Genomic DNA, 24,042 nt, shown 5'->3' on the forward strand with positions numbered 1-24,042 from the left:
GATCATTGCCGCCGAGTCATACACCACGCGCGCGCCTGCTCCGGCGCTCAACCTCCCGCTCCCTCGGAGATCAGTCCCATGGCCTTTCTTGCCGATGCCCTGAAGCGCGTGAAGCCCTCAGCGACCATCACGATCACGCAGAAGGCCCGTGACCTGAAAGCCCAGGGCAAGGACGTGATCTCGCTCTCGGTCGGCGAGCCCGATTTCGACACGCCGGACAATATCAAGGAAGCCGCCATCGCCGCGATCCGGCGTGGCGAAACCAAGTACACCCCGGTCTCCGGCATCCCGCAGTTGCGCGAAGCCGTCGCCCGCAAGTTCAAGCGCGAGAACGGCCTCGACTACAAGGCGAGCCAGACCATCGTCTCGACCGGCGGCAAGCACGTCATCTACAATGCGCTGCTCGCCACGCTGAACCCCGGCGACGAGGTCATCTGCGTCTCGCCCTACTGGGTCAGCTACCCCGAGATGGTCGCGCTCTGCGGCGGCACGGCGACCTTCGCCGAGACCTATCTCAAGAACGACTTCAAGCTGCAGCCTGAAGACCTCGAGAAGGCCATCACCCCCAAGACCAAGTGGGTGATCCTGAACTCGCCGTCGAACCCGTCGGGCGCGGCCTACAGCCATGCCGAGATGAAGAAGCTCACGGATGTGCTGATGCGCCATCCGCATGTCTGGATCCTGACCGACGACATGTACGAGCACCTCGTCTATGGCGACTTCCAGTTCGTCACCCCGGCGCAGGTCGAGCCCGCCCTCTACGAGCGCACGCTGACCATGAACGGCGTCTCGAAGTCCTATGCCATGACCGGCTGGCGCATCGGCTACGCCGCCGGCCCGCAGCATCTCATCAACGCCATGGACCTTGTCCAGGGCCAGCAGACCTCGGGCACCTCGGCGATCTCGCAATGGGCCGCGGTCGAGGCGCTCGACGGTACGCAGGAGCATATCCCGGTCTTCAAGAAGGCCTTCGAGCGCCGGCGCGATCTCGTCGTCTCCATGCTGAACCAGACCCGCGGCTTGAAATGCCCGGTGCCGGAAGGCGCGTTCTACGTCTATCCCGACTGCTCGGCCCTGATCGGCAAGACCCTGCCGAACGGCAAGAAGATCGAGACCGACGAAGACCTCGTCATGGGCCTGCTCGAGACGGAAGCCGTCGCGGCCGTGCACGGCTCGTCCTTCGGCCTCGGCCCGAACTTCCGCATCTCCTACGCCACCTCGGACGAGAAGCTGGAAGAGGCCTGCCGCCGCATCCAGCGCTTCTGCGCCGAGCTGCGCTGAGCGTCATGCGCAGGGGCGCCGCAACGCGCCGAATTTTTCTGGCCGGGAGCCTCGTGCTCCCGGCCTCGTTCGTTTTCGGTCAGGACGCGAACACGCTCTCTTCGCGCGAAGCCTTTGAAGCCGCTCAGGCAAAACGGATCCTGCTGATCGATATCCGCAGCGCGGAGGAGTGGGCCGATATCGGCCTGCCGCAGGGCGCGCGGCCATTCGATGCCGATGCGCCGGCCTTCGAGGTCCGCCTCGCCGGGCTTCGCCTCGACAATCCCGGCAAGCGCATCGTGCTGATCGACCGCACCGGCGCACAGGCCGTGGCCATTGCGCAGAAGCTGGCCGGACGCGGCTGGCGCGATCTCGCGGCGGTGCGTGGGGGTGTGCTCGGCCCGGGCGGCTGGCTGGCCGAGAAGCTGCCGGTGGCGGCGTATCCATAACAGGCAGCCGTCGTGCTCGGGCTTGACCCGAGCATTTCATGCCGAAAAAGGCGTCCCTTCCGAAAGGGATTCTCGGGTCTGCGCTGCGCTTCGCCCGGGAATGACGGCAAGAGCTTAGCCCTCGCCATGCCCCTTCATCAGATCCGGCCGGCGCTCCCGCGTGATCTTTTCCGCCTGCTCGCGTCGCCATTTCGCGATGCGGGCATGGTCGCCGGAGAGCAGCGCATCGGGCAGGCCCCTGCCCTCCCATTCGCGCGGCCGCGTATAATGCGGATATTCGAGCAACCCGTTCTCGAAGCTCTCATCCTCGCCGGAGGCCACCTTGCCCATCACGCCGGGGATCAGGCGAACGCAGGCGTCGAGCAAGGTCAGCGCCGCCATCTCGCCGCCGGAGAGGATGTAGTCGCCGATGGAGACCTCGATCAGGTTGCGCCCCTCGATCACGCGCTCGTCGACGCCTTCGAAGCGCCCGCAGACAATGACGAGTCCCGGTCCTTCCGCCCAGTCGCGCACCTGGCGCTGCTGGAGCGGTCGGCCCCGCGGCGACATCAGCAGGCGCGGGCGCTCGTCATCCGCCGGCACCGCCGTATCGATCGCTGCCGCCAGCACGTCGCAGCGCAGCACCATGCCGGCTCCGCCGCCGGCCGGGTTGTCGTCGACATTGCGATGGCGGCCGATGCCGTGGTCGCGAATCTGGTACGTATCGAGCGACCACAGCCCCTTGCGCAGCCCTTCGCCTGCCAGCGAAATGCCGAGCGGCCCGGGGAACATCTCCGGATAGAGCGTCAGGATCGAGGCGCGGAAGGGCATGCCTTCAAGCAAAGCGCAGAGCCGGGAGCCCGTCCAGCGCCGTGAAATCGCGCGCCGATGCGATCAGATTGTCATAAGCGGCAAAGCCACTTGCATCCAGCATCGTCAAGAGCGCCACGGCCCGCATGCCGGCGCGCCGCGCGGCCTCGACACCGAGCGGCGCATCCTCGAAGACGATGCAGTTGGCCGGCGCGACCTTCATCCGCTCCGCGGCGGCCAGGAACATGTCCGGATGCGGCTTGCCGCGGAAACCCTGGCTCGGCGAAACGATGGTGGCGAAGCGCTGGCGCAGGCCGAGCGTATCGAGCACGACCTCGATGTTCGCCGGCGGAGCGGCTGTCGCCACCGCCATCGGGATGCCCGCTGCTTCAGCCCGCATGATCAATTCGAGGAAGCCGGCATTCGCCGCGACATGCGGCAGATAGGCTTCCCGATAAAGGGCTTCCTTGGCATCGCTCATGGCATCGAGCTCGGCCACGGCCGCCTGCGGGAAATAGGAGGAAATGATCTCATTGCCGGCCATGCCGGCAGTTCGCGCCGCAAAGGTATTGCGGTCGAACGGCAACTGGTTGCTGACGTGCCAGCTTTCCCAGGCGTCGTCATGGAAGCGCATATTGTCGACGATGGTGCCATCCATGTCGAAGATCAGCGCGCGGGCGGGCCTATTGTTTGTCATCGTCGGGCTCGAACAATCCCAGCGGCGGCTCGGCATCGATCCGGCGCGCGGCGATGTCGATGCGTGGCGCGAAGGCCTTGGTGAAGGGCATCAGGACGGAGCGCCCATCCGGCGTCTCGATGTCGAGCAGATCGCCCGCACCAAAATTCTCAACCGAGGTGATGGTGCCGAGCAGGATGCTGTCCGGCCCGACCACGCTGCAACCGATCAGATCGGCCTGCAGGAACTCGTCCTCGTCCTCGCCTGCCGACAGCTTGTCGCGCGGAACGAACAGCTCGACACCGTTCAGAGCCTCGGCCGCCTCGCGCGTCGAAACGCCCTTCAGGCGAGCGACGACCACTTCCTTGGCGGGGCGGATATCGGTGATCTCGAAGCTGCGGCCCTTACCGTCGGAGAGCGGGCCGTACTCGGCGATCGCGAGCGGATCGCCGGTAAAGGTCTTGATTCTGACCTCGCCGCGCACGCCATGCGGCGCGCCGACGATTCCGAGCAGGATAAGCTCGGCCATATCAGCACGCCACGCCCGGGCAGCGCCCGAGCGTCCCTCGCGAGAGGTTCCCGGGCCGAAGCTGCGCTTCGCCCGAGACCGACATGCCGATGGCCAAGCTCACGCCTCGGCTGCTGCTTCGGCAGCCGGAGCAGCAGCCTTCTCCGCCTTCTTCTCGGCGCGCTCCTTGGCCTTCTCGCCCGGAACGGCCTTGTTCGGGTTGTTGCGGGCGGGGCGCTTGACGAGGCCGGCAGCGTCGAGGAAGCGCAGCACGCGATCGGTCGGCTGGGCGCCCTTGGCGAGCCAGGACTGGACCTTCTCGGTGTCGAGCACGACGCGCTCGGCGGAGTCCTTCGGCTTCATCGGGTCATAGGAGCCGACCTTGTCGATGAAGCGGCCATCGCGCGGCGAGCGGGCGTCGGCGACGACGATGCGGTAGTAGGGGCGCTTCTTGGCGCCGCCGCGGGTCAGGCGGATCTTGAGGGACATGGTCTTTTTCCTTTGGTTTGAAGTTTGAAGTCGGGTCGAATGGTGAAGGCTATTTCTTCTTGCCGAACGGGTTGCCGCCCAGCCCTGGCAGGCCGCCGCCGCCGAGGCCCGGCAGTTTCGGCATCATGCCCGCCGGCGGCGTGACGCCCTTCGGCAATCCGGGGAAACCGCCCGGCGGCATCGACGGCAGGCCGCCACCCGCGCCGAGTTGCTTCTGCAGTTCGGCGAGCTGGTCCGGGTCCATGTTGGAGGGATCGGGCATGCCGGCGGGCAATCCGCCGCCGAGCCCGAACATGCTGCCGAGCTTGCCGAGCATGCCGCCCTTTTGCTTGCTCATCGCCTTCATGGCGTCGGCCATGCCGCGATGCATCTTGAGCAGCTTGTTGATCGACTCCGCCGAAGTGCCGGAACCGGCCGCGATGCGTTTCTTGCGGCTGTTCTTGAGCAGATCGGGATTCTTGCGTTCGGCCGGCGTCATCGAATCGATCGCGGCGATCATGCGCTTGAACATCTTGTCGCCGACGCCGGCGTTGGCGAGCTGCGACTGAGCCTGCTTCATACCGGGCAGCATGCCCATCACGCCGCCGATGCCGCCCATCTTCTCCATCTGCTGGAGCTGGGCGCGCATGTCGGAGAGGTCGAACTGACCCTTCGCCATGCGCTGCGCGGTCGCCTGCGCCTGTTCGGCATCGATGGTCTCGGCCGCGCGCTCGACGAGGCTGACGATGTCGCCCATGCCGAGGATGCGGTTGGCGACGCGCGAGGGATGGAAATCCTCGAGTTCGCTGACCTTCTCGCCGGTGCCGACGAGCTTGATCGGCTTGCCGGTGACGGCGCGCATCGAGAGCGCCGCGCCGCCGCGCGAATCGCCGTCCATACGGGTCAGCACGATGCCGGTGAGACCGACGCGGGCATCGAAGGCGCGGGCCGTGTTGACCGCATCCTGACCTGTCAGCGCATCGGCGACGAGCAGAACCTCATGCGGGCTGGTCGCGGCCTTAACCTGTGCGACCTCTTCCATCAGCGTGTCGTCGAGCGTGACGCGGCCGGCCGTGTCGAGCATGACGACGTCGTAGCCGCCGAGGCGGGCCGCCTCGATCGCGCGCCTGGCGATCTGCACGGCCGACTGGCCGGCGACGATCGGCAGCGTTTGCACACCGACCTGCTGGCCGAGCACGGCGAGCTGTTCCATGGCGGCTGGGCGTCGCGTGTCGAGCGACGCCATCAAGACCTTCTTCTTGTTGCGCTCGGTCAGGCGCTTGGCGATCTTCGCCGTCGAGGTGGTCTTGCCCGAACCCTGCAGACCGACCATCAGGATCGGCACCGGCGGCACGGCATCGAGGGTGATGACCGCGCCCTCGCCGCCCAGCGTATCGATCAGAACGTCGTTGACGATCTTGATGACCTGCTGGCCGGGCGTGACCGACTTCAGCACCTCGGCGCCGACAGCGCGCTCGCGCACCCTGTCCGTGAAGCTGCGAACGACCTCGAGCGCGACGTCGGCCTCGAGCAGCGCGCGGCGAACCTCGCGCAGCGCGGCGTTGACGTCCTCTTCGGTCAGCGCGCCCCGGCGGGTCAGCCCCGAAAGGATGCCTGAGAGTCTGTCGCTGAGCGTGCCGAACATGCGGACCTGCCTGCTTGCCTCAAGGAACCGCCAGCGCCAGAACCTTCCGCCAAACGGTTTCGCGCCCGAGGGCGCAATCGCGCTGTCGGACGTTGACCTCCGGGCTCATGAAAGCGCTTGGCGCGGCCCGGTCGGCGGATGTGGTTTCGGCGATGTCGGCGAAACGAATGCGGTCTTAAAGCGGAAGAATGCGGCGAAAGTCAAGGTTGGGATTGGTTTTGCCTCGGATACGCGTGTCTTTGTGGCGCTGCCCTCCATCGCCGCAGGAAACAGGTCTGGCAGCTTTTTGCCCGGGAGTGCGGGAATCGCGAGCCTCGGCCGCAGAATGGCCCTGATCTGACCGCATCGCTGCCACCCCTGATTCGACAGCGATGCCCATGAAGATTGCGACCGCCCTGCCTCTGCTGGCCCTCACCCTCTTCCTTGCCGCCTGTGCCGGCGACCCGCGGCGCGAGGGCCCGCTCGATTCCCGCATGGTCGAGAAGCTCAGTGCCGTTTCGCTCGATCCGGCGCAGGCCGGACGCATCCTCAACGCCTATCGCGCCAGCAATGGCCTCGGCCCGGTCCGGCCTGATCCGCGGCTGATGGCGATGGCACAGCGCCAGGCCGATGCGATGGTTGCCGCCAACGCGCTCTCGCACGACGCGGGCGGCAACTTCACGGCCCGCATCCATGCTGCGGGCATCGATAGCGCGCGGGCGGCGGAAAACCTCGGCGGCGGCTATTTCTCGGTCGAGGAGGCTTTCGACGGCTGGCGCAAGTCCCCCGGCCACGATGCCAATCTGCGGATGAAGGAAGCGACCCGCTACGGCATCGCGCTGTCCAAGGACCCGCGCACGAGCTACCGGGCCTGGTGGGTGCTGGTCGTCGCGGCCGACCCGGAGGTTCGCCGCGAGATGGGCGCCGCAGGAACGGGACAGGCGGTCTGGTTCGGCAATAATCCCCAGCCGATCCGCTGACCTCTTTACAAACACCCGCTTCTGGTGATGGCTCTGGTTTTTAGCGGAGCCATCACCATGACCTTCGAAGCCTGGGCCGCCTTCGCCGCCGCCACCGCCGTCCTCCTGGTCATCCCCGGACCGACGATCCTCCTCGTCATCTCCTATGCGCTCGGCCAGGGCTGGCGCACCGCCTTCCCGATCGCCGTCGGCGTCGCGCTCGGCGATTTCACGGCGATGACGCTCTCTATGCTCGGCGTCGGCGCCCTGCTCGCCACCTCCGCCATGGTCTTCACCGGGCTGAAGTGGATCGGCGCAGCCTATCTCATCTGGCTCGGCATCAAGCTTTTCCGCGCCGGCGGCTCGCTCGACGCCAAGCCGCGAGAGGATGCCGCCCCCGCCTGGAAGATGCTCGGCCATGCCTGGCTGGTGACGGCGCTGAACCCGAAGAGCATCACCTTCTTCGTCGCCTTCCTGCCGCAGTTCCTCGACACCAAGGGCGATTTCTGGACGCAGATGCTGATCTTCGAGGCGACCTTCATCAGCCTCGCCTTCGCCAATGCCATGGGCTACGCGCTGATCGCTTCGCGCGCCCGGGCCGTGGTCAGCAATCCCCGCGCGATCGGGCTGTTCAACAAGGCCGGCGGCACGCTGCTGATCGGCGCCGGCGTCGCGACGGTCGCGATCCGCTCCGGGAGCAACTGACACCGGCCATGTCGAGCAAGGACGATCAGACCCTCGGCTTCTATGCCGAGGAAGCCGGCGCCTATGCGGGGCGTGACCGGCCGGCAGAGCACCACCGCATCGAGCACTTCGCGGCGGGCCTTGCCCCCGGCGCGCGCATTCTCGAACTGGGTTGCGGCGGCGGTCAGGACAGCGCGGAGATGCTGCGGCGCGGCTTCGACCTGGTCCCGACGGACGGCTCTCCGGAGCTGGCCCGGCAGGCCGCAGAGCGGCTCGGCCGCGAGGTTCGTATCCTGCTGTTTGAGGATCTGGACGAGGTCGCGGCCTATGACGGCGTCTGGGCTCATGCCTGCCTGCTGCATGCCCCCCGCGCCGCCCTGCCCGGCATCATCGACCGTATCCATGCCGCGCTGCGGCCGGGCGGGATCTTCTATGCCAGCTTCAAGGCGGGAGAGGCCGAGGGACGCGACAGCTTTGGCCGCTATTTCAACTACCCCTCGGCCGCCGAGCTGCGCGACGCCTACCGTGCCGACGAGCGCTGGCAGGACCTGAAAATCGAGGAAGAGATGGGCTCCGGCTACGACCGCATGGCCACACGCTGGCTTCACGCGCTGGCGATCAAGGCGCCGGAGGCTTGACGCTGCGTTGCGGCGGCCTACCTCTTCTGGACCATGACCCGCCGCAAACTTCTCTCTTTCGTCGGTCTCGGTGCGCTGCTGGCCTCGACCGGAGCCGCCTGGGCCACGATCTCCCGCTCACGCAATCCCTACTACCAGGGCCCCGTCAGCGACCATTTCGATGGCGTCGTCTTCAGCGATGGCCGGTCGGTCAGCAAGGGGCTGTTCGACGTCCTGCGCTGGCAGACCGGCAAGCGCGAGCGCGAGGCCTTCCCACCGCGATACGCCGCACCGCCGCAGGACAAGCCGCCGGAGCGCGTCGACGGCGTCCGCCTCGTCCATCTCGGCCACGCCTCGTTTCTCTATCAGCTCGGCGGCCTCAACCTGCTTGTCGACCCGGTCTATTCCGAGCGCGCCAGCCCCTTCTCCTTCGTCGGCCCGAAGCGGGTGAACGAACCCGGCGTCGCCTTCGACGAGCTGCCGCGGATCGATGCGGTCCTGATCACGCACAACCACTACGACCATCTCGACATCGAGACGTTGGCGCGCCTGCACGACCGCGACCGGCCACGCATGATCATGCCGCTCGGCAACGACGCCATCGTCAGGGCCCGCATCCCGGACGCCCGCGCCGAGGCGCATGACTGGAACGACCGACTTCAGCTGTCCGATGTGGTCGCGATCACGCTATTGCCGAGCTACCACTGGTCGGCGCGCGGCGCGTTCGATCGGCGCATGGCGCTGTGGTGTTCCTATGTCCTCGAAGCCGCCGGCACCAAGGTCTTCCATATCGGCGACACCGGCTATCACGACGGCTCGCTCTACGAGCGGCTCGGCCGCGAGCACGGGCCGTTCCGCCTCGCCGTGCTGCCGATCGGCGCCTATGAGCCGCGCTGGTTCATGTCGGACAACCACATGAACCCGGAGGAGGCAGTCAAGGTCATGCTGGCTCTGCGCGCCGAGCAGGCGATCGGCCACCACTGGGGCACCTTCCAGCTCACCGACGAGGGCGTAGAGCGCCCGCCCGAAGCGTTGAAAGTGGCGCTTGCCACGGCCGGCCTGCCCGAAGAGCGCTTCAGGCCGATGCGGCCGGGCTTGAGCTGGAGCGCTTGAGGCCCCGCGTCATTGCGGAACGAAGCGCAGACGCGAGAATCTCTTGGAAGAGATGCCCGGGTCAGGCCCGAGCGTGACGCGTTTGGGAAGCCCTATTTCGGCTGGACGTAGACGTTGATCTCGAGATTCGGGTCGCCGGGATCGTTAAGCTCGCTGACATACTCCTCGAGGAAGGCATCCTTCACGACGATGCTCTTCGCTTCGAGATAGGCGGTGATCGTCTCGTAGGTCGAGTCGATGTCGTCATAAGGCGCCTGATGCAGGAAGCGGAACGCCGGCCCGGCGGGCGATGTCCCCATCCTGAAATCCGGGCCCAGCGACGGCGCCTGCCCACCGGGCGGAATCGCCACCGGCAGCATCGCCTCGAAGCGGAATCCGTCATCGGTGGTCTCGACGAAGAGCGAGAGCGGACGGCCGGCCACGGCCAGCCCAGCCCTTTGGGCCTCGGCTCGCAGAGCCCTGATGCTGTTGGACAGCTTCTGGAAGCCCTGATCCCAGGTCGCCTGCCCCGACTGCATCAGGACAGGCTTCGGCGCGAGCACGACCTCGCCGACATCGCTGGAATCGGAGCCTTTTCCGGCCAGCGTTGAATTGGGATCGGGCACGCCGGTCTGCTGCTGCGATGGCGCGGGCGGCAGCGGCTGTCCCGGGGCAGGCAGCGTCGGCGGCGGCTGGACCGGCTGCGGCTCGATCGGCATCGACGGCGTCGGCGGGGGCTGAACCGGCTGCGGCGTCACCGGCCCTTGCAGCGCCGGAGGCGGCTGCACCGGCTGCGGGGTCGCGGGTTGCTCGGGCGCCGGTTGTGCCTGCGCCGGAGCGACAGGAACCTGGGCGGGAGCCGCGCCGGGCAGCGGCGCGAGCGGCGCGGACTCGACAGGGCTCGGCGAAGCCACCCGCCCCTGCGCGAAGACCGTTCCGCTGATCACGCTCGCCAAGCCGGCGAGCGCCAGAACACAAATCCGGGAATACCGCATCGTCACGGTCCTGAGTTTCACGCGATTCGCGCCCTTGCACCGCAACATAGAATGTCCACCTTTCCTCAGGAACCGGGATGAGGGTGGCTTTTTCACGTCGCCTCGGCCATAGACCCACTATTCATGGGACGTGTGACCAAATGAACGCTCTGGCCAATCGCCGGTTCCTGAAGATGAACGGGCTCGGCAACCAGATCACGGTGCTCGACCTGCGCGGCACGAAACATGTCGTCAGCGAGGCCGAGGCCCGCGCCATCGCCGCCGAACCCCGCGCCCGTTTCGACCAGCTCATGGTCCTGCACGATGCCGTGACGCCCGGCACCGATGCCTTCGTGCGCATCTATAACACCGATGGTTCCGAGGCCGGCGCCTGCGGCAACGGCACGCGCTGCGTCGCCTGGGCGATGGTCGCCGACCCCCAGATGGGCGATGGCGGTAAGGCCCGCCTCGCCCTCCAGACCAAGGCCGGGCTGCTGCCGACAGTGCGCGAGGGCGAAGCCCTGTTCACCGTCGATATGGGTGCGCCACGCCTCGCCTGGGATGAAATCCCGCTGGCCGAACCCTTCGAGGATACCAGCCGCTTCGAGCTGCAGATCGGGCCGATCGACAATCCGATCCTGCACACGCCCTGCGCCGTCAATATGGGCAATCCGCACGCGGTCTTCTTCGTCGAGGACCCCTACGCCTACAATCTCGACCAGATCGGCCCGCTGCTCGAAAACCATCCGATTTTCCCCGACCGCGCCAATATCGAGCTCGCCGCGGTGAAGGCGCCCGATCATATCGTGCTTCGAGTCTGGGAGCGTGGCGCCGGCATCACCCAGGCCTGCGGCTCCGGCGCCTGCGCGGCGCTGGTCGCGGGCGTGCGCCGCGAGCTGACCTCCCGCAAGGCCACGGTCAGCCTGCCCGGCGGGGACCTCGCCATCGAATGGCGCGAGAGCGACGGCCATGTGCTGATGACCGGCCCTGTCGAATTCGAATGGGAAGGCACGCTCGGTTCGGCGTTGTTTACGAGCGCTGCTTGATGGCCCACAGCATCTTCAGGCGAAGTGGTGCCGGTTCGCGTGAAGAAAATGCTCTGGAGGTCGTCACCTTCGGCTGCCGCCTCAACATCGTCGAAAGCGAGGCGCTGAGGCTCCAGGCAGAGGCCGCCGGGCTGAAGGACGCCGCCATCGTCAATTCCTGCGCCGTCACCGCCGAGGCGACGCGCCAGGCGCGGCAAGCGGTGCGCCGCCTCAAGCGCGAGCAGCCGGACCGCCCGGTCATCGTCACCGGCTGCGCCGCCCAGATCGAGCCCGGCCGGTTCGCGGCGATGCCGGAGGTCGACCGCGTCCTCGGCAATGACGAGAAGCTCAATCCTGCCAACTGGGCCGCACTTGCCCGCTCCAACAGCCTCGGAAGCGCGGATGCAGTCGCCGCGGACAAGCTCGCGGTCGGCGACATCATGGCCCGCACGACGTTGCGCGCGCCGGTCACCGGCCGTTTCACCGGCCATACACGCGGCTTCGTCCAGGTGCAGAACGGTTGCGACCATCGCTGCACCTTCTGCGTCATCCCCTTCGGCCGCGGCAATTCGCGCTCGCTCTCGATCGGCGATGTGCTGGCGCAATGCCGCAAGCTGGTCGAGGCCGGCGCCCTCGAGATCGTGCTGACCGGCGTCGACCTGACCAGCTATGGGCGCGATCTGTCGGAGCAGCCATCACTCGGCGCTCTCGCGGAGGCAATTCTTCGGGCGCTCCCCGAGCTGCCACGCCTGCGCCTGTCCTCGATCGATGCGGTCGAAGTCGACGACAGGCTGCGCGACCTGCTCGCGACAGAGGCAAGGCTGATGCCGCATCTGCATCTGTCGCTGCAGGCCGGCGACGACCTCATTCTGAAGCGCATGAAGCGCCGCCACAACCGAGCCGACGCCATCCGCTTTTGCGCCGAGATCCGGGCCTCGCGCCCCAACATCGTCTTCGGCGCCGATCTCATCGCCGGCTTCCCGACAGAGGACGAGGCGATGTTCACGCGCTCGCTCGAACTGGTCGAGGAATGCGGGCTGAGCTTCGTCCATGTCTTCCCCTATTCCGCCCGCCCCGACACGCCGGCCGCGCGCATGCCGCAACTGCCCGGCGAAGTCGTCGCGGAGCGTGCGGCGCGGCTGCGGGCAGCGGCGGGCGCCGCGCATGAACGGCATCTCGCCGCGCGCGTCGGCCGGCTGCTCAGCGTCTTGACTGAGCGCGGCAACACCGGCCGGGCCGAAGACTTCACGCTGGTGCGTTTCGACCGCGATATCGCCGCCGGCCAGATCATCAGGACGACCGGCCATGCGGCCGATGGCAAGGCCCTTCTCGCCGCCTGACCTCGGCGCGTCAGTTTCGGGCGAGCCGAAGCGCAGACTCGAGTATCTCGGCTCTCAAGAAGCGCAGGAGCCTCATCTTGCAGGAGATGCTCGGGTCAAGTCCGAGCACGACGAGCTTGCACGGGCCAGGATGCGCGCGATCAGGGAAGAATAGCCGCCCCGGTCGCCGATGGGAGGAGGAGGAGAGACCGGGGCGGCGGAGCCTTGCCGGTGCGGCGGGCCCGAACATTAGACGCGGCGAGGGCCGAAAAGGTTCAAAGCTTCAGGCGACGACCGAGCCACGCAGGCGCTGCACCTGATTGTTGCAATAGCCACGCGGGTTCCAGGCAACCTCCAGCGGCTGGCTGTTACCGGCGACATCCCGCGCCCGCGCCATGATGACCAGCGGTCCGACCCGATCGGCGGATATCTCAGCCTCGAAGCGCCGCCAGGCGAAATGCCCCTCGCCCGGCAGCAACGGCACGTCCTGCCAATTCTGGCCGTCATCGCAGCAGAGTTCGACCGACGCGAGCGGGATGGCGCCGCTCCAGGCGAAGCCGCCGACCGTCAGCCGCTCGCCCTTTTTCATCATGAAGCCGTCGACCGGCGTGGTGATCAGCGATTTCACCGGCATGTCGGTGATAACCGCGAAATTGGCCGCATCGAGCGTCTCGCCCGGCCTCATCGGCCGGAGCGGCATCCGATAGTCGGTGCCGCGCATCCTCTCGCCGTCATGCTCGACCGGGCGCAGGCTGATCCCGTCGAGCCATTTCTGCCAGGCAGAACCGGGATAGCCGGGCGCGACGATCCGCAGAGGGCCGCCCTGGAGGCGAGGCAGCGGCTCGTCATTCATCCCGAACGCGATCAGGGTTTCCGGCGCCAGCGCCTTGGCCATCGGCAGGCCGCGCGAAAGGGCCGCCTTCTCCGGCTTGCCGATCTGCCGGTCGGGCGCATGATGCCCGGTATAGACAGCGCTCGGCTTCGGGCCGGCATGTTCGAGCACATCCGCCAGCCGCACTCCGGTCCAGCGCGCGCAGCCGACGGCGCCGAGCCGCCATTGCAGCCCGTCCGTGGCCGGCGAGAACTGCGAACGCCCATTGCCGGCGCATTCCAGGACAGCGGTGACGGTGACAGTCTCGAAACGCTGCCGCAGGCCCGCAATGGTCCAGACCGTCGGGCGCTCGACCTCGCCGTCGATCGTCAGCGTCCAGTCATGTTCGCCGCCGATCTCCGGCAGGTCGCCATTGTTGCGGATGAAGAAGGCATCGATCGGCGTGATCGTCTGGTCGAGCAGCCCGATGGCCGGCTCGGCATTCAGCGCCTCCTCTTCGTAGACATGGAGCCCAGGCTTCAGCCGGCGCAGCAGCGGAAATTCGACGAGACGGCGAGGCAAATGACGATCTACTCCGTGACGGTCCGCGGCTGCGATTCCCGCCCGCGAACCCGCACAGAAGACACGTTGCTGCCCGGGCTGTCGACCGCGCGGCTGCGTTCCGTCAGCCCTTGGCGACGACCTCCTCGCGCAGCGCGCGGCGTAACACCTTGCCAACATTCGTTTTTGGCAGGGTTTCCCGGAAGAAGATCTGCTTGGGCACCTTGTAGCCGGTCAGGTTCTCCTTGCAGTAGGCGCGCAACTCCTCAGCAGTGAGTGTCGGGTCCTTGCGGACGACAAAGGCGGTCACCGCCTCGCCTGAATGCTCGTCCGGCAGGCCGATCACGGCCGACTCCAGCACGCCGGGATGCGCGGCCAGAACATCCTCGACCTCGTTCGGATAGACGTTGAAGCCTGAGACCAGCACCATGTCCTTCATGCGGTCGACGATCTTGACCTGCCCGTCCGGCAGCATCACGCCGATATCGCCGCTGCGAAAGAAGCCGTCCGCCGTCATCGCCCTTGCCGTCTCGTCCGGGCGGTTCCAGTAACCCGCCATCACCTGCGGCCCGCGGATGCAGATCTCGCCGGATTCGCCCAGCGGCATGTCGTGGCCCTCGGCATCGCGGATAGCGATCTCGGTCGAGGGGATCGGATAGCCAATGGTGCCGGTGAACTCCTGGATGTCCGGCCGGTTGATCGTCGCGACCGGCGAGGTTTCGGACAGCCCGTAGCCCTCGATGATCGGGCGCCCGGTCACGGCCTTCCACTGCTTGGCGACCGCGGCCTGCGTCGCCATGCCGCCGGCGACGGCGAAGCGCAGCTCGGAGAAATCGACGTTCTTGAGATCGGGGTGGTTGGCGAGCGCGTTGTAAAGCGTGTTGACGCCGGAAATCAGCGTGAAGCGGCTTGATTTCAGCGTTCTGACGAAGCCCGGAATGTCGCGCGGATTGGCGATCAGCAGGCTCTTGGCGCCGATCCGCAGCAAGAACAGGCAGCAGCAGGTCAGCGCGAAGATGTGGTAGAGCGGGAGCGCGGTGACCATGACGTGCTGGTAGTCGCTGCGGCCCTGCGGCGATTCCAGCACCCATTCGAGCCACAGCCCCGCCTGCTGGACGTTCGCCGCGACGTTGCGATGGGTCAGCGTCGCGCCCTTGGCGACGCCGGTGGTCCCCCCCGTATACTGCAGGAAGGCGACATCCTCCGGCGTCACCGTGACGGGCGTCATCCCTCCGCCGCCGTGCAGGATCCGTTGCAGCGGCACCGAGCCGGGCAGGTTGAACGGCTTGACGACCTTCTTGATCCGGCGCGCGACGAAATTGACGATCCTGCCCTTGAAACCCATCAGGTCGCCGGCCGTCGCGGTCACGATGGCATCGAGCTTCAGGTTCGGCTTCGCCTCCTCGACGACATGCGCGAAATTCTCGATCACCACGAGCACGCGCGCGCCGGCATCGTTGACCTGGTGGGTCAGCTCGCGCGCCGTGTAGAGCGGATTGATGTTCACGACGGCGAAACCGCCGAGGAGCGTGCCGAAGATCGCGGCCGGATAGGAGAGGATGTTCGGCATCATCAGCGCGACACGATCGCCCTTCTTCAGCCCCTTCGCCTGCAGCCACCCGGCGAAGGCCTCAGCCGCACGCAAGGTTTCCGCGAAGGTGATCGTCTTGCCGAAGCTCTCGAAGGCCTGCCTGTCGGCAAAGCGCGCGCAGGACGAGCGGATCAGATCGACCAGCGTCCCGATCTTGGCTTCGTCCAGCTCCGCCGGCACCGCGGGCGGATACTGCGCAAGCCACGGGCGCGCCTCGTGCCTGGCCTGCGCGGCGTCGATCGCCTTCATCATTCCCTCCCGTGTCGCGCGGTTACCCGTCATCGCAGGGTTCCGCGCCTTGTCGACATCGTTGGACAGTTATCGTCTTAGAGTGCGGAACGGCGAACCAAGGCGCAAGCGCCGGTTGCTCCGTTCAGCATAACGTTCACATATAAACTGTCCGAACACCGTGAAGGCAAGCGAAACCGCAAGCGCGGCCGGATGCGGGGCTCGCAGGGACGGCGAAACCGGGTTCATTACCGCGACGACTTGACGCTCCTGCCAGCCGGAGAAGTCCTGGCGAGGATCGCGGCCCTTCGTCGCGATCGATCGGCTGCCTTCGGAAACATCCCTTCCGAAGGCCTCCGAGCAGGGAACAAGGTCGATTCTAGCCCGTTCGTGCCAAGGGGCTTCCCGTCGAGGGAGGATGCTTCATGTCACGGACAGTCACACGTTCCTACGAGCACCATGCAGATGCCGAGACGGCGGTAACCCGGCTCGAAGTGGCCGGGCTCTCTTCGGAGGATATCAGCATCATCGGCTATCAAACGGCGACCTTCGCGGACGACGCGGCGGTTGGCGCCGAAGTCGGCGGCGCGGTTGGCGGCGGTGCCGGCCTGCTGGCGCGGCTGGCTGCGATGCCGGTTCCCGGAGTAGGCCCGGTCCTGGCCGCCGGCTGGATTTTCGGCACGCTCGCTGTCGGGACGAGTTCCGGCGCCACGGCCCGCACTCTGATCGGTGCCATGGCCGGCGCCGGTTTTGGCGATGACGAGGCCCATTATCTGGCAGAGACCATCCGCCGCGGCGGAGCAGTCGTCGTGGTCCGCACCAGCGACAGCCACGCTCCGGCCATCGAGAAGATCATGCAAGGGGCCGGCCCGATCGATGCCGAGCTGCGCCGCGCCGAATACCGTCGAGAAGGCTGGACCCGCTTCGACGAGCAGACCGCCCCCTATCCGCCGTCGGCGTGACCGGAACCGTCCGGAGCCGCGCCGCCATCGCCCTGATCGCCCGGCCCGGGCCGCAACCTGCTGGCCTCGTCCAGCAGGCCGCGAACCTCGTCGTCGCCGGTTTGCGAGAAGTCCGAGTACCAGCTGCCGACGCCCAGGAAGTAATGCGGCATCGTCGCGCACACCACCTCGTCGGCGACGGCGTTCATTGCTTGGCAAATCTCCCGGCTGCCGACCGGCACCGCGACCACGATGCCGGCGGGATGCTTGTCTCGCAGCGCCATCACCGCGGCTCGCATCGTCGCGCCCGTAGCCAGACCGTCATCGACGATGATGACGGTCTGCCCCTCCAGAGAGAGCGGCGCGCGGCCGCCCCTGTAGAGACGCTCGCGGCGAAGCAGCTCCTGCTCCTCTTTCGCGGTCACCCTGTCGAGGACGTCCTGAGCGATGCCGAGCGCGGCGATGACCTCCCGGTTCAGGACGCGTGCCCCGGTCGTGGCGATCGCGCCCATAGCCATTTCTTCATCTCCGGGAACGCCGAGCTTGCGCACGACGAGAACGTCGAGCGGGGCCTTCAAGGCCCGCGCGACCTCGAAGCCGACGGGTACGCCGCCCCGCGGCAACGCCAGGACGACAACATCGCCCCTCTCGCGATACCGGCGAAGCCTGCTCGCCAGCTTTCGGCCGGCGGCACGGCGATCGGAGAAGACGGTGGCCACGTGTCCGGCCTCTTCATGTGCTTGCAAGCATCGCCTTTCGGGATTGTGTTCCGCGCGCGTTTCTCAGACGCAAGCAACCGCCGCAGGCGGTGGTCGCGCGAGGCCGTGTGGACGAGTCTTCCAGAGCCCCCTCCCGGTCACCGGGCGGGGATGAACCACAAGCAGTCCGTCAGCGGCCCTGGGCGGAGGCCAGGGCCTGCGCGGAGACGACCGCCTCCGCAGACTTCCCGGCGAGCTCCGCCAGATGGTCGAAGCGTGCATTGAACGAGCCGACGCCCGAGGTTGCCGAGCGCAACTCGACGATCAGGCCGGGCATCTCGGCCTCCGGCACCAGCGCCTTGATCTGGTCCCAACCGCGCCAGCCAGGCCGTGTATCATAGCCCAGGATCTGGCCGCGCCGCGACGAGATCAACGCCGATGCGCGCGACATCGCTTCCGACGGAATCACGACATCGACCGACAGGACCGGCTCGAGCAGAACGGGTTTCGCCTGTGGCATCGCCTCGCTCATCGCCAGCCGCGCAGCCTGCCTGAATGCCATGTCCGACGAATCCACCGTATGGTAGGAGCCGTCGGTCAGCGTGACCTCGATATCGACGATCGGGAAGCCGAGCGGCCCCTTCTCGCAGAAGTCGCGCATCCCGGCCTCGACCGAACCGATATACTGGCGCGGCACGACCCCGCCGGTGATCTTGTCGACGAAGCGAATGCCGTCCCCGCGCGGCAGCGGCGCGACATCGATCACGACATCGCCATATTGGCCATGGCCCCCGCTCTGCTTGCGATGCCGGCCGCGCGCCCCGGCGTGGCCGCGGATGCTCTCGCGATAGCCGACCTGGGGCGCACGGCCCGCGACAGTCACGCCGTAGCGGCCGGCAAGCTTCTCGAGCGCGACGCGCAGATGCATTTCTCCTTGGCCCGTCAGGCGTGTCTCACCCAGCTCGGGGATCTGCATGACCGAAAGCGCAGTGTCCTCCTCCGTCAGCCGCTGCAGCGCCGCCGCCAGCCGGACATCGTCCTTGCGGTCCTTCACGGAGATCGCGACGGCGTGCACGGCCTCCGGCGGCGCGATCGCGCTGACGACACTCGCCCGCTGCTTGCCGAGCATGAAGGCTTCGCCCGTGCCGATGCCTTCCAGCTTGGCGAAGGCCGCGACCTCGCCCTCCTCGGCCGCCGGCTTGCGGCTCTGCTCCGCGCCCTTCAGCGCCAGCACGCCGGCGATGCGAGCCTCGACCCCACCCGACGAGGTTACGACGTCGCCTTCCGCCAGCCGGCCGCGCATCACCCGCGCCAGCGAGAGCTTACCGCCCTGGCTCGAATGCCAGGTCTTCATCACCTGAGCGAGCGGCGGTCCTTCTGCCAGGATTCCGGCGCGCCCGCGTGTCTCGGCGAGCCCCGGCGCCTCGTGCCTGAGTGCCTTGAGCAGCCGCGTCACGCCATTGCCGCGCTCGGCCGCGCCGATCAGCACCGGCACGACATGGCGATGCTGCAATTCGCGGGCGAGATCATCGAAGATGCGGTCGCGCGGCGGCTCCATGTCGCCGAGCAATTCCTCCATCAGCTCGTCGTCATAGTCGGCGAGGCGCTCGAGCATGGAGAAGCGCGCCTCCTTCTCCCGGCCGTTCTCATCCACCGCCAGCGGCACGATCTCGCTCGGCGCGTGCTCGCGGTAGATGAAGGCCCGCTCCAGCGCGAGATCGATGAAGCCGACGGCGATGCCGTTCTTCCAGATCGGGATCTGGCGCAGCAGCAGCGGCGTCCGCGAAGCGCGCTGCAGAATGCCGAGCGTCTCGCGGACCCGGCGCGAGGCCGAGTCGATCTTGTTGAGGAAGAGAAAGCGCGGGATGTCGGCCTCCTCGAGTTCGCGCAGCACGAGTTCCAGTGCCGGCGCCTTGCGGTCATCCGCCTCGCAGACGACGACGGCGGCATCGACCGCCGGCAACACGTGGCGCATCTCGTGCAGGAACTCGACCGAGCCGGGACAGTCGACAAAATGAAAGGTGTCGCCGAGGAATTCGACCGTCGCGACACTGGGTTCCGTGCTCATCTGATGCGCACGCGCCTCGGGCGCCGCATCACCCACCGTATTGCCGTTCTTGACCGAGCCCGTGCGCGAAAGTGCGCCACAGCGCATCAGGATGCTTTCCAGCAAGGTGGTCTTGCCGCTCTGGAAGGGGCCGACGATCGCGATGCATCGCGGCCCCGCCCGCCTGGTGCCGCCGGCGGTGTCTCCTCTGCCGTTTTGTGCTGCCATGACGTCCTCCTTCGGGTTGGACCGCGAGGACGAAAGGTCAAGCCCATCATCGGCGCGGATGGCGGCCGGCGCGGCGGGAAGCCCGGAGGCGCCGGTCGGGCGGCGGTCGCACCGGCCCGAGCAGGCCGGGCGGCCGTCGAAGAGGCATGTCGGGGAAGGTTCGCGCCGTTCTGGAGCAGGTGCAAGGGATTTGTCCGCTGCACTGCAGCGGCACGCATCAGCGCTCCTTTTCCTGGCCCTGACAGCAAGGCGCGCTCGGTCCAATACGGTGTGGCTTGCGCTGACCGTTGCGCCTTTTGCTCAGCAAACGCCTGTAAGCGCTAGTTGACGGGTTGCGGCTCGGGGAACGTCCACTTGCCGGACAGGATTTCTGCTCGCGGCCGATAGAGCCGCACCGTGTAATTCCATCCCTTCATGATCGGCAGGCAGTTCGGAATCTTGCCGTCGCAACCACCGAACTGGATCAGGGAGGTGCCGTCGCCGCTCTTGTTTGCGGTGATGCTGTTCAGCGAATAGGCATTGTAGGGGTTCTTCTCGAAATATCCCTGCGCGTTGTAGACGCTGACCGACCAGAACGCGTTCACCGGCACGTTTCTGACGTTGAGCTTGTAGACGGTGCTGCCGTCATTCTTCGCGGGCGTCACGCTCAGATATTTCGCATCCTTTTCGGGGTTGCCTCCCCATCCTCCGGCCGTGCCCAGGAGGTGACGCACCGGATCGACCTCCGCCTTGGAGCCGAATGCTCCGTCGAAACTGCTTATTGTCGACCCCAGGACCAGCAGGGCGTCGCGCACCTTTTTCTGGCTCCCGGTATCCCAGCGCGGCAACTCCAGCTTGCCGCTGTTCTTTTGACTGACCTTGATCGCGTCCTGCAGCGCGTGAACCTTGCTAACATCTTCGGGATCGTTCGGATTCACGAAGGTGCGGACACCCAGCAGAACATAGCGGGTCCCGACCTTGTCGCGGGTGAAACGGTGGGTGCCCGCGCCATAGACCGTCGCGGCATAGTGATCCTGGCTGACGGACATCAGCGACATGAAACGCTGCCCCGCATCCGGCAATGTCACCGTCACGGGCCCGGCATCCAGGTCGAACACGGCCGACGAGTAGAGGGTGTCGCGGTTCAGCCGGATGACGGTCTGCTCATCGACCGAGGCGGGCTCGCGTCGATGAAGGAGCCTGCCGAGCCCACCGCTCTCCTGGGCGAGATTGGCGATGTAGGTGTCGGACTCGGCGCGGATGAAGTTGTCGACGGTAACAGGAGCGGCGCTCTGCGCCGATGCCGCCGAAAGGCCGCCGAGCAGAGAAAAGACGATCATCGACGCACGCATCATGGCCTTCCTCCCGGGTTTCTGCGAGCCTGCGTCCTCATCTGAGCAGCGTCAATCGCTGACAGCCGGAACGGCGCGAAGCGGGATTGGGGAGACAGAGCCGCCGATACGAATGTCAGGGCCTGCCAAGCCGCTCCAAGACCAACCTCAGAGGCGCATCGGAGACACGGATGTAGCCGAGATACGGATGGTCCATATCGATGATGAGGACCAGCGCCCCCGCGACGGATATCGCCGACACGAGAAGGAAGACGGTCACAGTCGCGTTTCCCGGCGTAAGCAATCCGAAGGAAACGAAGAGGAGCGCCAGCCAGAACACGATGAAGACGATGAAAACGCTCGGAAATCCTCCGGCCTCGGTTTCCGGCCGCGACCATCGCGTCTCCGCGACCTGCCCCGTCAGCTGGAGTGCCCGCGACTGAAGCCAGCGCTGCCCATCCGTATTCGGGACCAAGTCCCGCAGGCGATCCTGAATCGGCTCGACGTCCAGCCCGTCATTGAGCGAGTCGCCGTTCAATATGCTGCTGTCGATCTCGAGCCTGCGCTGCTCCACAAGCTTGCGGAGCAACTGGCGCATCTCGGCGGTTTCCGGTCCGTAATGATCCAGGACCCGGTCCAGTACCAGGATGCGCGCCGCGGTCGCCCTCAGCTCGGCCCCCGCATCGTCGAAAGAGCGCTTGGCCGAAGCGATCAGCAGACCGAGCGCCAGCGCCGAGAGCGTTCCGATGATCGCCGTGGCCAGCTTGATGGCATCTCTCGAGTCAGGGGTGAGATGGTGCTCGGGAAGCCGGTTCTTCACGAACATGCCGAGCAGGGCCGCGCCGAAGATGACGAAGAACGCGAGAATGCCAATCGTGAACGGTTCCATCGCGGACCAGCCTCTCACATCAGCGTGGCAACGGTTCCAGTGTCCCCGGAACAGCCTAGACCCGAACATTTGGAGGACGCGGCAGGCTCCTGACAATCCCCTCGATTCAACCTGGATCGTGAGCCCAAGCTCTCCGATTATCGACTGCGCCCGCGAGGCGGCGCGCAGATCGCGGCCAACTTCACTTCCGCGCCACGGGAGTTCACGCTAAGCCCGAGAAGCTGGGATGGAGTTGGCAGAATGGCGAAACTCGTCTTCGGAATGAACCAGTCGCTGGACGGCTATGTCGACCACCTGAAAATGGAGACAGGTCCAGCGCTCTTCCGCCACTGGACAGAGCACGTACGCGACCTGGCCGGCAGTGTGTACGGTCGCCGCATGTACGAGATCATGCGCTATTGGGATGAAGACGATCCTGAGTGGGACGCGGCGCGGCGCGAATTCGCGGCGGCGTGGCGAAGCCAACCGAAATGGGTCGTGTCACGCTCGCTGAAGTCCGTCGGCCCGAACGCGACACTTGTCGAGCATGGCCTCGAGGCAGTGGTCCGCGGGCTGAAAGCTCGACTTGTTGGAGAGATTGCAGTCGCCGGACCGGATCTGGCCCGGACCCTGACCGACCTTGGTCTCGTCGATGAGTATCGACTCTACTTCCACCCGGTCGTGCTGGGTCAGGGCACGCCATTCTTCGCAGGCGCCCGGCCGCCGCTCCGCCTTTTAGCCAGCGATCAGGTGGGCGAGGACACGATCAGGTTGACATACGTCCCCGCCTGATCGCGCAAAGCGGACTGCGCCGACAGGTCAGGTCCGCCGGGCGAAAGGCAGCGCGGGTCCTCGCCTTCGCGGCGGCGCCCATGCAAGCTCTCGGGCCGCTCCGAAATGCCGACCAGATCGCCCCCCCGCCCCTAGAGGTTCCGCCTCTCCCCGCGCAGCGTCGCCAGCCCGATGCCGGCGGCGTCGAAGCCGCCATCGACCGCCAGAACCTGGCCAGTGATGTAGCTCGCGCGCTCCGAGCACAGGAAGAAGATCGACTCGGCCAGTTCCTCCTCCAGCCCGTAGCGGCCGAGCGGAATCGCATCGCGATAATCGGCGCGGATCTCGGGGCTGTGCACTGCCTTGGCCATCGCCGTCTCCACCGGCCCCGGCGCGACCGCGTTGACGCGGATCCCCAGGCCCGCGAGCTCCGCCGCCTGCTGCTTGGTCAGATGCGCCAGCGCCGCCTTCGAGGTGCCGTAGGCCACGCGCAGCGTCGAGGCGCGCAGGCCCGAGATCGAGGTGATGTTGACGATGGCGCCGCCGCCATTGTCGGCCATCAGCGGCGCGGCGAGCTGTGTCGCCAGGAACGGGCCGGTGAGATTGACCGCAAGCACCCGCTGCCACTCCTCATAGGTCGTCTCCAGCAGCGGCTTGAACACCGCCGTGCCGGCATTGTTGACGAGCGCGTCGAGCCGCCCGAAGCGCTTGGCGAGCCCGGCGAAGGCCGATTCGAGCTGTGCCGGGTCGGCGACGTCGCAGGTCAGCACCAGCGTCCGCTCCGGCTGCGAGATCTCGGCTGCCGCCCGCTCGAGCCCTGCCCCGTCGATATCGAGCAGACCGACCTGCCAGCCCTCAGCGAGAAATCGCTTGGCAGTGGCAAGCCCGATGCCGCGCGCAGCACCTGTCACAAGGGCGATCTTGATGGCTTGGTCTGTCATGGCCTGCGTCCGGTCGGTGTGGCGTCTCGGTCCGGGCAAGGCTAAGCATGCCGCATGGATCGCCAACAAGCGGTTCGGCGCCAACGCGCTTTGCCGGCATTGCCGCTCGACAAACCCGCCAGGTTCCTGTAAGGCCCCGCACTCAACTGAAAACAGCGAGCCGTAACGCCCGCGTGTCCACACGCGAAACGGCCATGGAGAGACCCATGAACATCATCGAACAGCTCGATCAGGAGCAGATTGCCAAGCTGAGCGAAGGTCGCGAGATCCCGCCGTTCCAGCCCGGCGACACCGTGCAGGTCAACGTCAAGGTCAAGGAAGGCGAGCGCAGCCGCGTCCAGGCCTATGAAGGCGTCGTGATCGCCCGCAACGGCGGCGGGCTCAACCAGAGCTTCACCGTCCGCAAGATTTCCTATGGCGAGGGCGTCGAGCGCGTCTTCCCGCTGTTCTCGCCGAACCTCGACTCGATCAAGGTCATCCGCAAGGGCAAGGTGCGCCGCGCCAAGCTCTATTACCTGCGCGATCGCCGCGGCAAGTCGGCCCGCATCGCCGAGCGCGTCGAGGCCAGGCCTGCCAAGGGCTCGAAGGCGGCCGGCAAGTAAG

The 24,042-nt window shown here is 66.8% G+C and carries 25 protein-coding genes; 12 read left to right on the forward strand and 13 right to left on the reverse strand.

What is annotated here, in order from left to right; translation table 11 throughout:
- Nucleotides 1-78 precede the first annotated feature (78 nt).
- Both AC1DDA_RS13015 and AC1DDA_RS13020 read left to right on the forward strand, forming a co-directional pair.
- Entirely contained in the window at nucleotides 79-1,281 is a 1,203-nt protein-coding gene (locus AC1DDA_RS13015) for a pyridoxal phosphate-dependent aminotransferase (protein WP_441469799.1), read from the forward strand.
- Between the two features lie 53 nt (nucleotides 1,282-1,334).
- A complete protein-coding gene (locus tag AC1DDA_RS13020; protein ID WP_476796042.1) occupies nucleotides 1,335-1,709 on the forward strand; it encodes a rhodanese-like domain-containing protein in 375 nt (124 codons plus the stop codon).
- A 114-nt stretch (nucleotides 1,710-1,823) separates the two neighbouring features.
- On the opposite strand, the gene trmD is transcribed toward AC1DDA_RS13020, so the two are convergent.
- From trmD to ffh, 5 genes are all read right to left on the reverse strand, one after another.
- On the reverse strand, nucleotides 1,824-2,519 hold the full coding sequence (gene trmD / locus AC1DDA_RS13025) for a tRNA (guanosine(37)-N1)-methyltransferase TrmD (RefSeq protein ID WP_476796043.1): 696 nt from the start codon (nucleotides 2,517-2,519) through the stop codon (nucleotides 1,824-1,826).
- Between the two features lie 4 nt (nucleotides 2,520-2,523).
- Complete coding sequence (locus tag AC1DDA_RS13030) at nucleotides 2,524-3,195, reverse strand: HAD family hydrolase (protein WP_476796044.1); 672 nt, start codon at nucleotides 3,193-3,195, stop codon at nucleotides 2,524-2,526.
- Nucleotides 3,182-3,703: a ribosome maturation factor RimM gene (rimM, locus tag AC1DDA_RS13035; RefSeq protein ID WP_476796045.1), complete on the reverse strand. Its 522-nt coding sequence runs from the start codon at nucleotides 3,701-3,703 to the stop codon at nucleotides 3,182-3,184. The genes AC1DDA_RS13030 and rimM overlap by 14 nt, the downstream gene beginning before the upstream one ends.
- 99 nt (nucleotides 3,704-3,802) lie before the next feature.
- Nucleotides 3,803-4,171 (reverse strand): 30S ribosomal protein S16, encoded by a 369-nt coding sequence (rpsP, locus tag AC1DDA_RS13040; RefSeq protein WP_441512070.1) that lies wholly within the window; start codon nucleotides 4,169-4,171, stop codon nucleotides 3,803-3,805.
- A gap of 49 nt (nucleotides 4,172-4,220) precedes the next feature.
- On the reverse strand, nucleotides 4,221-5,795 hold the full coding sequence (gene ffh, locus AC1DDA_RS13045) for a signal recognition particle protein (protein ID WP_476796046.1): 1,575 nt from the start codon (nucleotides 5,793-5,795) through the stop codon (nucleotides 4,221-4,223).
- Between ffh and AC1DDA_RS13050 the strand changes: the two genes are divergently transcribed.
- The 5 genes from AC1DDA_RS13050 to AC1DDA_RS13070 are packed head-to-tail and all read left to right on the forward strand — an operon-like array spanning nucleotide 5,794 to nucleotide 9,147.
- Nucleotides 5,794-6,135: a hypothetical protein gene (locus tag AC1DDA_RS13050; protein ID WP_476796047.1), complete on the forward strand. Its 342-nt coding sequence runs from the start codon at nucleotides 5,794-5,796 to the stop codon at nucleotides 6,133-6,135. The two genes, ffh and AC1DDA_RS13050, sit on opposite strands and share 2 nt — an antisense overlap.
- A 37-nt stretch (nucleotides 6,136-6,172) precedes the next feature.
- The gene (locus AC1DDA_RS13055) at nucleotides 6,173-6,754 is read left to right on the forward strand and encodes a CAP domain-containing protein (RefSeq protein WP_476796048.1); all 582 of its coding nucleotides are present in this window, start codon (nucleotides 6,173-6,175) and stop codon (nucleotides 6,752-6,754) included.
- A gap of 57 nt (nucleotides 6,755-6,811) precedes the next feature.
- A complete protein-coding gene (locus AC1DDA_RS13060; protein WP_476796049.1) occupies nucleotides 6,812-7,438 on the forward strand; it encodes a LysE family translocator in 627 nt (208 codons plus the stop codon).
- 8 nt (nucleotides 7,439-7,446) lie between these two features.
- Nucleotides 7,447-8,055, forward strand: a complete 609-nt coding sequence (locus tag AC1DDA_RS13065; RefSeq protein ID WP_476796050.1) for a class I SAM-dependent methyltransferase — start codon at nucleotides 7,447-7,449, stop codon at nucleotides 8,053-8,055.
- A 33-nt stretch (nucleotides 8,056-8,088) separates the two neighbouring features.
- Entirely contained in the window at nucleotides 8,089-9,147 is a 1,059-nt protein-coding gene (locus AC1DDA_RS13070; protein ID WP_476796051.1) for an MBL fold metallo-hydrolase, read from the forward strand.
- A gap of 92 nt (nucleotides 9,148-9,239) precedes the next feature.
- Here the strand turns inward: AC1DDA_RS13070 and AC1DDA_RS13075 are convergent, their stop codons facing one another.
- A complete protein-coding gene (locus AC1DDA_RS13075) occupies nucleotides 9,240-10,121 on the reverse strand; it encodes a GyrI-like domain-containing protein (RefSeq protein WP_476796052.1) in 882 nt (293 codons plus the stop codon).
- A gap of 140 nt (nucleotides 10,122-10,261) precedes the next feature.
- Between AC1DDA_RS13075 and dapF the strand changes: the two genes are divergently transcribed.
- Both dapF and mtaB read left to right on the forward strand, forming a co-directional pair.
- Nucleotides 10,262-11,146: a diaminopimelate epimerase gene (gene dapF / locus AC1DDA_RS13080; RefSeq protein WP_476796053.1), complete on the forward strand. Its 885-nt coding sequence runs from the start codon at nucleotides 10,262-10,264 to the stop codon at nucleotides 11,144-11,146.
- Complete coding sequence (gene mtaB, locus AC1DDA_RS13085) at nucleotides 11,146-12,465, forward strand: tRNA (N(6)-L-threonylcarbamoyladenosine(37)-C(2))-methylthiotransferase MtaB (protein WP_476796054.1); 1,320 nt, start codon at nucleotides 11,146-11,148, stop codon at nucleotides 12,463-12,465. The genes dapF and mtaB overlap by 1 nt, the downstream gene beginning before the upstream one ends.
- Nucleotides 12,466-12,727: 262 nt before the next feature.
- Here mtaB and AC1DDA_RS13090 read toward each other — a convergent pair whose 3' ends face one another.
- Nucleotides 12,728-13,837: a sulfite oxidase gene (locus AC1DDA_RS13090; RefSeq protein ID WP_476796055.1), complete on the reverse strand. Its 1,110-nt coding sequence runs from the start codon at nucleotides 13,835-13,837 to the stop codon at nucleotides 12,728-12,730.
- A gap of 103 nt (nucleotides 13,838-13,940) precedes the next feature.
- Complete coding sequence (locus AC1DDA_RS13095; protein WP_476796056.1) at nucleotides 13,941-15,656, reverse strand: AMP-binding protein; 1,716 nt, start codon at nucleotides 15,654-15,656, stop codon at nucleotides 13,941-13,943.
- 404 nt (nucleotides 15,657-16,060) lie between these two features.
- Here AC1DDA_RS13095 and AC1DDA_RS13100 point away from each other — a divergent pair, with 404 nt between their 5' ends.
- Entirely contained in the window at nucleotides 16,061-16,597 is a 537-nt protein-coding gene (locus AC1DDA_RS13100) for a hypothetical protein (RefSeq protein WP_476796057.1), read from the forward strand.
- On the opposite strand, the gene AC1DDA_RS13105 is transcribed toward AC1DDA_RS13100, so the two are convergent.
- The 4 genes from AC1DDA_RS13105 to AC1DDA_RS13120 form a co-directional block, all read right to left on the reverse strand.
- Nucleotides 16,579-17,295: a phosphoribosyltransferase gene (locus AC1DDA_RS13105; RefSeq protein WP_476796058.1), complete on the reverse strand. Its 717-nt coding sequence runs from the start codon at nucleotides 17,293-17,295 to the stop codon at nucleotides 16,579-16,581. The two genes, AC1DDA_RS13100 and AC1DDA_RS13105, sit on opposite strands and share 19 nt — an antisense overlap.
- A 169-nt stretch (nucleotides 17,296-17,464) precedes the next feature.
- A complete protein-coding gene (locus tag AC1DDA_RS13110; RefSeq protein ID WP_441512058.1) occupies nucleotides 17,465-19,549 on the reverse strand; it encodes an elongation factor G in 2,085 nt (694 codons plus the stop codon).
- 320 nt (nucleotides 19,550-19,869) lie between these two features.
- Entirely contained in the window at nucleotides 19,870-20,883 is a 1,014-nt protein-coding gene (locus AC1DDA_RS13115) for a DUF1254 domain-containing protein (RefSeq protein ID WP_476796059.1), read from the reverse strand.
- Between the two features lie 112 nt (nucleotides 20,884-20,995).
- Complete coding sequence (locus tag AC1DDA_RS13120; protein ID WP_476796190.1) at nucleotides 20,996-21,748, reverse strand: bestrophin-like domain; 753 nt, start codon at nucleotides 21,746-21,748, stop codon at nucleotides 20,996-20,998.
- A gap of 240 nt (nucleotides 21,749-21,988) precedes the next feature.
- Between AC1DDA_RS13120 and AC1DDA_RS13125 the strand changes: the two genes are divergently transcribed.
- Nucleotides 21,989-22,519: a dihydrofolate reductase family protein gene (locus AC1DDA_RS13125; RefSeq protein WP_476796060.1), complete on the forward strand. Its 531-nt coding sequence runs from the start codon at nucleotides 21,989-21,991 to the stop codon at nucleotides 22,517-22,519.
- 131 nt (nucleotides 22,520-22,650) lie between these two features.
- Here the strand turns inward: AC1DDA_RS13125 and AC1DDA_RS13130 are convergent, their stop codons facing one another.
- Nucleotides 22,651-23,439, reverse strand: coding sequence for an SDR family NAD(P)-dependent oxidoreductase (locus AC1DDA_RS13130; protein ID WP_476796061.1), 789 nt, complete (start codon nucleotides 23,437-23,439; stop codon nucleotides 22,651-22,653).
- Nucleotides 23,440-23,645: 206 nt separating this feature from the next.
- Between AC1DDA_RS13130 and rplS the strand changes: the two genes are divergently transcribed.
- Complete coding sequence (gene rplS / locus AC1DDA_RS13135) at nucleotides 23,646-24,041, forward strand: 50S ribosomal protein L19 (RefSeq protein ID WP_441512053.1); 396 nt, start codon at nucleotides 23,646-23,648, stop codon at nucleotides 24,039-24,041.
- Nucleotide 24,042: the final 1 nt, after the last annotated feature.

The organism is Allobosea sp. 10N428, from assembly GCF_056394545.1.